At 58.7% G+C, this 7526-nt stretch carries 3 protein-coding genes; all 3 read right to left on the bottom strand.

Features of this window, described 5'->3' with window-relative positions; translation table 11 throughout:
• Window positions 1-462 precede the first annotated feature (462 nt).
• Genes WCO56_27850 through htpX form a run of 3 tightly spaced genes read right to left on the bottom strand, consistent with a single transcriptional unit; the run spans window position 463 to window position 7070 of the window.
• On the bottom strand, window positions 463-3366 hold the full coding sequence (locus tag WCO56_27850) for a glutamine amidotransferase (GenBank protein MEI7733417.1): 2904 nt from the start codon (window positions 3364-3366) through the stop codon (window positions 463-465).
• The gene (locus WCO56_27855; GenBank protein ID MEI7733418.1) at window positions 3363-6146 is read right to left on the bottom strand and encodes a 6-bladed beta-propeller; all 2784 of its coding nucleotides are present in this window, start codon (window positions 6144-6146) and stop codon (window positions 3363-3365) included. Before WCO56_27855 ends, WCO56_27850 begins: the two co-directional genes overlap by 4 nt.
• Before the next feature lie 30 nt (window positions 6147-6176).
• Complete coding sequence (gene htpX, locus WCO56_27860; protein MEI7733419.1) at window positions 6177-7070, bottom strand: protease HtpX; 894 nt, start codon at window positions 7068-7070, stop codon at window positions 6177-6179.
• Window positions 7071-7526: the final 456 nt, after the last annotated feature.

Consider the following 7526-nt stretch of genomic DNA (forward strand, 5'->3'; position numbering starts at 1 on the left):
CAAAACAACAAAAACAAAACAAAAAAACATTTACACAATTATATTTACAAAACCCCTGAAACTCGCCGGGGGCGCCCCGGCGGACTTTGGGGGCGCCCCGAAAGCCTAGAAGAGCGCCCCGAAACTCGGGAATAGTCCCCCCCCGAACGCTCGCGCCGCCCTCGAGAACCAAAGTTGCGCCCCTGGCAATCTCGGGGGCTCCGTGATAATCCTTGGGGTCGTTCTTGATATATTTAGGGCGCGTAGCGCGAGGCGCAGACCGGGGCTGAGGTCGTTTTCCCTTGAGCTGATGGACGGCCTGACGCGCACCAGAGTCCAACCCAGCGCTGGATTGGATCGGAGTCGCGGTGACGGCCTTAAAAATCGTAGTTGTCGAGGTCACGAGACTCTAACTATTTTCGCCGGTCTTCATCCCCTCGAGGATGAATTCCACAACTGCACGCTGTCAGAAGCAACCGGGCGTCAGTCCGCTTTGGTTTTCTTTTGGGCGCGGCGCTTGGCGTCGAGCAGACGGCTGGTGGTGGTTACCGGCGGACCGTCCTTTTTCGAGGTGCCCGGCGGTGCTGGCTCCACGGGTTTACCGGCATCGCTGGCAGTGGCAGGTTTGATCTCGGGCAACGCTGACGAATCGGTCTGGACGGGACGGAACAGGTCCGGGTTGGGTTCGGCGGCGGGCGCGGTTTGGCGGGCGCGCACGGACTCGCGCCGCGCGAGCAGGGCGGAGAGTGATTCCTCGGCAGCGGCAGTGCGCGGTTTGCCTTCCCAGAAAAACAGCCAGCGGCGCAGCGTCTGGGTGGCCTTCAGCCATTCGTCGCGGTCAATCATGATGCGCCGCACGCCCACATCCAGCACGAACAGAATGATCGCCGACTTCAACAGCCATTCCCACCAATCCACCGGTTGAAAGGTTTTTTTACGATCGTGCAGGAAGGGGTTGTCCGAGGGCAACTGCGGCTTGAGCACGCGGCCGCCGCCCATTTCAGCAAGCTGCTTCAAGAGCGCGAAGTTGGGCTCCGTGGCGGCGAATTCCGGCGAATAGTTCAGGCTGGCACCCAGGACTTGGGAGCCGCGCGGCTGGCCGTTACGGACATCCAGCAGGTTCAATACATACGCGCCCACTTCCTTGGTGGGGAATTTGGCTTCGTAATGGCCGGGGCCGGTTTGTTCCAGGCGCACTAGCTGGCGTTCGCCCTTGGGGCTGACGACCACGGCCTGCAAATTAAGGAAATTCCGGTAGTTACCCTGCGCGTCGAGCGCTTCCACGTTCAGTTCACCATCCCCGCGTTCCACGGAGATTTCGGAATTGAAATCAGCGTTCTCCACCAGGCGCAAACTCCACTGGGCGATCTGCGACCAGAACTGCCGGTACTGATTCCAGCCGAGCCAGTCCTTCGCCCAGCGCGCCTTGGCGTCCGAGGTGAAGGCCACCGCCCGCCCCAAGCCATATTGCCAATGGGCCAGGATGGGATCGCCCTTGTCCGATACCAACGGGATTTCCGCGCGCGGCTTGGGAGTGGTGCAGACGTAGCCGAGCAGGCGCGGGTACGCGGAGGCGGCAATGCCACTCAGCGCTTCGCTGTGCGACACCTGTTTGGGTGTGAACGGCTCCTCATAGATGGCCGACTTGAGAATGACGGCGGATTCCTTGATGAAGATTTCGGGTAGTTTGTCGGCGTTGCCCAGCGCGACATCGTAGAACCGGCCTTTGCCCTTGTCGGCCATCCACATCATGGTATCAGGCTGCACATGGCCGCCGATCATGACCGTGCTGACCGTAATGCGGCTGGCGACCAAGCTATCCATCAGGGCCTGTGAGGGTGGGCCGGGATCGCCATCGCTGAAGACGATGATATGCTTTAAATTTGCGGTGGAATTTTTCAAGGCCTGGTAGGCCTTGGTCATGACTCCCTGGAAGCTGGGCAGATCGCCTTGATTCATGCCGGCAATGGCGCGGCCCATCTCTTGTTTGTCGCCGACGGGTTTGAGCGGAAACAGCCAGCGTTCGTTGCCGTCCCAGAGCACGACGCCCATCTCGTCCTGCGGTCCCAGCGCCGTCAGCGCTGCCAGGGCGGTTTCCCGCGCCGCCTCGTTGGCGCCGGGAAATTCCATGCCATGCATCACCATGACCATGGCACCCTTGGGCAACACTTTGCGGCTATCGAGTTCCATGTTGACGGGCAGGGTGTTTTCCAGCGGTGTGCCGCGATAAGCGCCGGCGGCGTAGGTTTGGTCGCCGCCCACGCATACCAACCCCACACCGAAATCACGCACGGCGCTCTCCAAGAGTTTCATGCGCTCCTCGCCCAGATCGCCGGCGGAAATATTGCTAATGAAGATGGCGTCGTAACTTTGCAGTTCGGCCAAGGTGCCGGGCAATTTGTCCACACTCACCAGCTTGAGGTCCATGTTGGAGGAGCGGATGGCCTCGGCCAGCGGTTGGTCTTTGTCCGGTTCAGCGGAGACGAGCAGCAGACGCGCCTTGCCGCGCACATGCACAAAGCTGGTGGCGCGATTATTTTGCGGCACCATGTCGCCCTTGGCTTCGATCACCGCACTGTAGCTGTAAAAGCCAGGTTGCTTGATCGTATCCTGGATGGTGAACACGTTTTTGCCTTTATCCAATTTCACCTTCTGCTCGCCGAGGTATTCATCGTTGCGGTATAGGCGCAGGGTGCCGTCTTGAGCCTGATCGGCATTGACCAGGATTTTAGCCTCAAACGGCTGATCTTCTTTGACGCGGTTTGGCAGCGTGAGTTTTTGCAACGACACATCGTTACCCCGCTCAACCCCCAGCGGCAGCACATCCACCGTTACTCCCAAAGGACGGGCGGCCAGCACTGACGCCAGGGCGTCCCCGGCATTTTCATTGCCGTCGGAAACCAGCACGATGCGTTTCTGCCCATGCTCGGGAAACGCAGCGGTGCCGAGCCGGATCGCGGCGGCGATATCCGTGCGCTGCGCGCCGACCACGGCGAGGACTTTATTATTGTTGGGGTCAATGGTTGCGGCGGGTGAAAATTCGATGGCGGCTTCAGAACCGAAAACCACCAGGCCGGCGTTGTCCACCTCCTTTTTGTCCTTGGCGGTTTCATTGACGTATTTGCGGGCGGCATCCTGTTGCTGGCTGGGAATGCTGTCCGAACGATCCAGGAGGTATAGGACATTGACTCCTTCGCGTGGTTTCATCCATTGGACACCGGCCATGGCAAACACCAAAAAGAAGATCACAACCAAGCGGATAACCAGGGACGTCCAGCGCCGCCAGGCACTCACCTGAACATCGGAACGCAACGCCCACCAAAGCACCCAGGCGACTGCCGGGAGCAGCAGCCACAGGAATTCAGGGTTGGTGAATTGGAAGTTCATGCGGGGGGAGCCCATTTGCCCGGTTGTCTGGGGATGCGGACTACTTTGAAGGTTGCTTGGGAATTTGTGGCTGCGTACCCCCTCACCCTAGCCCTCTCCCTCTGGGAGAGGGAATCGCGCAGCCGGCGGTTGAGAAATTCCAATGGCGCTTGGTCCGCGCTCGCGTGGTGAACTGATTCGCGGAAAGACTGATATGTTGCATGAAACTTTTGAGCACTTTCCCTCAGCCGGAGAACAGGCATCCTCTCCCCGAGGGAGAGGAAAGAGGTGAGGGGGTACGGACCCGTCGCATTATCCCAACCTGCATTCTCGTGAATCCCATCCGGCTTCCACCAAACCACCGTCCGCCGCCGGATCAGTTTTTGAACGCGGTGGTTCAAGGCATCGGCCACGTAAAGATTCCCTTGGGAATCCAGCGCGATTCCCCACGGGTTGTTGAACTGGCCGGGCCGCGTCCCAGGGCCACCCAAAATTTCGACCGGGCGATCCAGCGCGTTAAAAATCTGGATACGACTATTGCCAAACTCGCACACGTATTGGTACCCGGCGGCATCTACCCGGATATCATACGGATAACTCAACTCTCCCAAACCCGCACCGGCCCGGCCATACGCACGCAGCCATTTGCCATTGAGATCAAAAATTTGTACACGATGATTGCAGGAATCTGCAACGTAGATGCGATTCTGCGCGTCGAGACATAGCCCTTCCGCGCGGTTAAAGTACCCAGGCTGTTCCCCAGCCGCACCCCAGCCGCGCAAATACTTTTTGGTTACGGCGTCAAAAACCTGCACGCGGTCCGCCTGAGTGTATTCGCTCACGACGAAATCCCCACGGGAACTTACACCCACGGCACGCGGCAACGTGAAATCACCCGGCTCCGTGCCGTGCCGACCCCACTGGGCAAGCAGTTTGCCTTGCGGTGTGAAGTGATTCAGCCGCTGGTAGTGCGGTTCGACAACGATAATGTTGCCATCCTTATCCAAGCCCAGTCCCTTGGCTTTGCCCAGATCGGTTTCCGGCATTTGCCAAGAGAGTAGAAAAACGCCGTCTGGGGAAAACTTCTGTACCCGGCCAGTCATATCCACCACGTACAGGTTGTCCCGCCGATCCACCACCACAGAGCGCGGCTTGTTAAACTCGCCGGGCGCGGTGCCGCGCCGGCCAATGATCACCGCTTTGCTGAAAAACTGGCTTGGGATGGAAGCCTCACGATCGGACGCTGCTGGCTGGCAGCCACCCAAAAGCAGCGTAACCCAGGGCAGTACTAGGTAAACGGCACGGGGGAGTTTTACGAGCCTGGTCCAAGCCAGCCAGACGGCCAACGGCAGGACGGCCAAGGCCAGCAGCCAGAGACACAACGCGTTGACCAACGGGCTGTGTCCGTAATGCAGGAGATTAAACACGCGCAAGGAAACCGTCTCACCACCGGGCGGAATAATCAACACCAGCGTTTCCACGTCCCAGAGGCACAGCAGGTACACCACATACCAGGCCGCCGCCAAACGCGGCCCAGCCTGGGGCCAGATGGCCAAGTGGAATAATGTCCACCCACGCGCGCCTTCGATCCGGGCGGCATCGCACAAGGTTCCGTCAAGCGCGTTCATGGCCAGCCCGGTGCCCTGCCAGGCCGGAGCGGCATAACGAATGACCAGCGCCAGGAGCATGATCCAACCGCTCCGGTACACCGCCTCCAAAACCGGTTGGTTGAAAATATAAATCAAGGCCACACCGAGCAGAACTCCTGGCACAAAAAAACACATCCAAACTGCCGCCGAGGCAAGCCGCCGGATTCCCAATGCCGTTCCGGAGCGGGCCGTTACCTGATTAAATGGATTGCGATTCCTGCCGGGCCAATGCGCCAATCCGCCGAGCACCACCACCGAAGTGGCGCAGAGCGCTGCCAGCCAAAAGGAATTCGCCAAGGCAGGCCCACCAGACTGGAGGGCTGGCCACAAGTGTGGCCACATCCGGTGATTACCCAACAGTTGTGCCAGCGGAATAATCAGTGAAACCAGATACAAGGCGGCGCAAAGAATGGCCGCCACCAGGAAAATACCCCGGCCAATCCGTTGCCGGAAAAGCAGCGGCGGTACAGTGAGCTGTTCCCGGGGCCAAACGATTTCACGCCGAGACATCACCCATAGCAGCAGCAGCGGGGCGACCAAGAGCGGCCAGCCGATTTTGATGGCGGACAGATTATCGAGCCGCGCACTGAACTCCAACCAGACTTCGGAGGACAATACTTTGACTTGCAACAGCGCCGGCACGGAGACGTTGTTCAGGGCCAGGACAAAGGTGAGCAGAAATGCCGCGCCCAGCGTTGGTCGAACCATGGGCCACAGAATCCATGACAGCAGGCGCACACCACGCAACTGTGGCTCAACTTCAAGATGCTCAGGAACCAAACGCCGCAGCGCGGCACTGGCGGCCAGAAAAGACAGTGGCCAGGTCATGAGCGTAAGAATCCAAATGGTGCCGGGCAGGGAGTAAATTTTGAGGGGCAGCCAATCGTGCAGTAAACCGCTATTACCCAGCAAATCCAGCCAGCAGTTTGTGACCAGAAACGGTGGCAAAGCCAGCACCGTTGCCGCGCCAGCCAACAGGGCGTGCCGCACCCGCGCCGGCCAACCCGCGGCGCAGACCGCCACCATGGCTCCCGCCAGCGCGGCCAGAATGGCCGTGCCCGCAGACACCATCAGGCTATTCGTGAGCAACGCCCAGTTCATGCTGCCATAAGGCCGCATGGTGGTGGTAAGCGCGCCGGATGGCGAGCGCAAAATAAACCCGGCGCTGGTCGGTTGCGGACCTTACGATTTCAATTTCCGCAACGCTTCGATGCGTTTTTCCAACGGCGGATGCGATGAAAATAGAGCCATGAAGCTTTCCGGGTGGCTGATCTTGAAGGTGTTCATCGAGGGGGCGGAGTTGTCGAATACCCCGCCGTTTTCCATCACCGATTTCAACCGGGCCAGGGCGGCGATCATGGACTCGCGATCTGTTAATTTTGCCGCCATGGCGTCTGCCGCGAACTCGCGTTGCCGCGAATATGCCATTTGAATGACCATGGCAAACAGCCCCAACACGATGGAGCTGACAAAATAGCCGAGCATGTAACCCATACCCAAGCCGCCCCGGTCATTGTCCCGCCGCATGGCATTGTCAATGGCCATGCCGATGAGCCGGGAGAAAAACCCGACGAAGGTGTTCAGTACCCCTTGTAGCAGCGTCATGGTCACCATGTCGCCGTTGGTGATATGCCCCACCTCATGCGCCAGCACGGCTTCCACTTCCCGGTGGTTCATTTGCTGCAATAAACCGGTGCTCACAGCCACCAAGGCGCTGTTCCGGGAGGGGCCGGTGGCAAAAGCGTTGGCCTCCGGGCTTTCATAATACCCGATTTCCGGCATGGAGATGCCAGCGTCGCGGCTTAACCGTTCCACCGTGCGATACAGCCACTCTTCATCCTGCGTTTGGGGCTTTTCAATGACCTGAATGGAGTACGCCATTTTGGCCATCCACTTGGAAATGGCCAGCGAGATAAAGCTGCCGGCGAAACCGAAGATGGCCGAGATCACCAACAGCATGGCGATATTCATGTGGCGCGCCGCCAACCAGCGATCCAGGCCGAACACGTACGAAATTAACCCGATCAGGGCCAGCACGGCGATGTTCGTCATCGCGAATAAAACAATCCGTTTCATAATTCAGGTTACCTTGCCATCGACACGGCTTTTTTTAAAGCGAAATCCATGCCATGACCTGATTTTATATCACATTACCAACCAACGTCTTGCAAATGCAGATCTGGCACACTTTGGCAGTCAGTGTGCCACCTGTGCCATTTTATCCACCCCATGGCACAGGTTTAATCCGTTTCGGGCTCAGACCAGAGTTTTAATTCCGCTTAAAAACCTACCGGAGGACGGCCTCGCAGTCTGTTTTCCAAAGCGATGCATCCAGCTTTTGGCGCGGGTGCGGCGGTCAAGGTCGGCGAGGAATTCGAAGGCTGCGGATGCCGCGTCGTCCGGGATTTCGGCGGCGGGGATGATATAGATTTGGTGCCTGGGCACCGACCAGAGCGAGCGTGCGCGATTGAGGCACTAATTCCAAATCGCTTTCAAGATGAGACTAATTCGCTGGTCTTTTGAGCTGCTGGC

The organism is Verrucomicrobiota bacterium (assembly GCA_037139415.1).
Taxonomy (GTDB): domain Bacteria; phylum Verrucomicrobiota; class Verrucomicrobiia; order Limisphaerales; family Fontisphaeraceae; genus JBAXGN01.